General features: G+C 70.2%; 1 protein-coding gene and 1 pseudogene. One reads left to right on the top strand and one right to left on the bottom strand.

Annotated features, from left to right (window positions below; all coding sequences use genetic code 11):
- Positions 1-236 (bottom strand): annotated as a pseudogene (locus PLL68_RS12205) (hypothetical protein); the annotation flags it as partial.
- A gap of 96 nt (positions 237-332) precedes the next feature.
- On the opposite strand from PLL68_RS12205, the gene PLL68_RS12200 reads away from it, so the two are divergent.
- Positions 333-1,373, top strand: coding sequence for an extracellular solute-binding protein (locus tag PLL68_RS12200; RefSeq protein ID WP_324534456.1), 1,041 nt, complete (start codon positions 333-335; stop codon positions 1,371-1,373).
- Positions 1,374-1,400: the final 27 nt, after the last annotated feature.

Below are 1,400 nucleotides of genomic sequence, written 5' to 3'. Positions count from 1 at the left end.
GGCCGGCCGTCGGGGTTGGGGGAGTAGTGAGGAGTCAGCGGGCCTCGGTAGTCACCGGGGTAGCCCTGCCCGCCGCGCGGTGGCTGACCGCCGCGCGGCCCCGGCACCGTGCCGGGGACCGTGCCCGGTGTGGAGGGGGTTGAGGTCGAGCCTGCGGAGCGTCGGCTGAGCCAGCGCAGGATCGACGAGGCGGCGCTGCGCAGCAGGCCGTGGGCGCTGTTCGAGGGAGTGGCCACGACGGGAGCCTATTCCGCCCTGCGGAACACGGTTTGGAGCAGGTAAGCCTTACCTAATACGATGCCGACATCTGGTCCCGTTCCAAGGAGCACCCCATGATCGCCCGCCGCGCACTCACCCTGAGCGCCGCAGCCCTGCTCGCCCTGTCGATGGCTGCGTGTGGCCAGGACTCCGGAGACGGGGCGCAGGAGCCGTTGTCCGACGACGCCCTGGTCATCTACTCGGGCCGCAACGAGACCCTGGTCGGCCCGCTGCTGGACAAGCTCGAGACCGCCACGGGCGTCGACGTCCAGGTGCGCTACGGCGGTTCGAGCGAGATGGCCGCGCAGCTCCTCGAGGAGGGCGAGGGCACCAAGGCCGACCTCTTCTTCAGCCAGGATGCCGGCGCCCTCGGCGCCCTGGCCAAGGCCGGTCGCCTCCAGGCGCTGCCCGAGGCCACGACCTCGAAGGTCCAGGAAGGCTTCGCCGACCCCGCCGGGCTGTGGGTCGCCACGTCCGCCCGGGCGCGCGTCATCGCCTACGACCCCGCCCAGGCGCCGGAAGTCACCTCCATGACCACCGTCGACGCGGTCCTTGACCCGAAGTACAAGGGCAAGGTGGGATTTGCTCCGACCAACGCCTCGTTCCAGTCGTTCGTCACCGCCCTGCGCGTCAGCAAGGGTGAAGCGGGTGCCAAGGCCTGGCTGGAGGCCTTCAAGGCCAACGAGCCGAAGGCCTACGACAACAACATCCTCGTGCTCGACGCCGTCGACTCCGGGCAGGTCGCCCTGGGCCTGGTCAACCACTACTACTGGTACGAGCGGGTGGCCGAGAAGGGCGCGGACGCCGTCAACGCCAAGATCCACTTCCTCGACGCCAACGACCCCGGCGCCCTGATCAACGTGGCCGGCGCGGGCGTGCTCGCGGGCAGCCAGCAGTCCGAGGCCGCGACCAAGGCCGTCGACTTCCTGCTCTCCGACGAGGCGCAGCAGTACTTCGCCGACGAGACCGCCGAGTACCCGGTCGTCGCCGGCATCACGTCGACCAAGCACGACCTCGTGCCGCTGGCCGACCTCAAGGGGCTGGCCATCGACCTCAACGCCCTGAACTCCTTGGAGGAGACGCTGGCCATGCTCGACGAGGTGGGTCTGACCTGAGCACGCTGACGCCACCGACGGCCCGGG

The sequence above is a fragment of the Ornithinibacter sp. genome (assembly GCF_035443565.1).
GTDB lineage: Bacteria > Actinomycetota > Actinomycetes > Actinomycetales > Dermatophilaceae > Fodinibacter.
Note: the sequence above shows the minus strand (reverse complement) of the source record. Positions and strands in the feature narration are given on the sequence as shown.

Bases quoted from the DNA above. Each gene is read 5' to 3' on its own strand.
- PLL68_RS12200 (WP_324534456.1), top strand. From the start codon at position 333: ATGATCGCCCGCCGCGCACTCACCCTGAGCGCCGCAGCCCTGCTCGCC.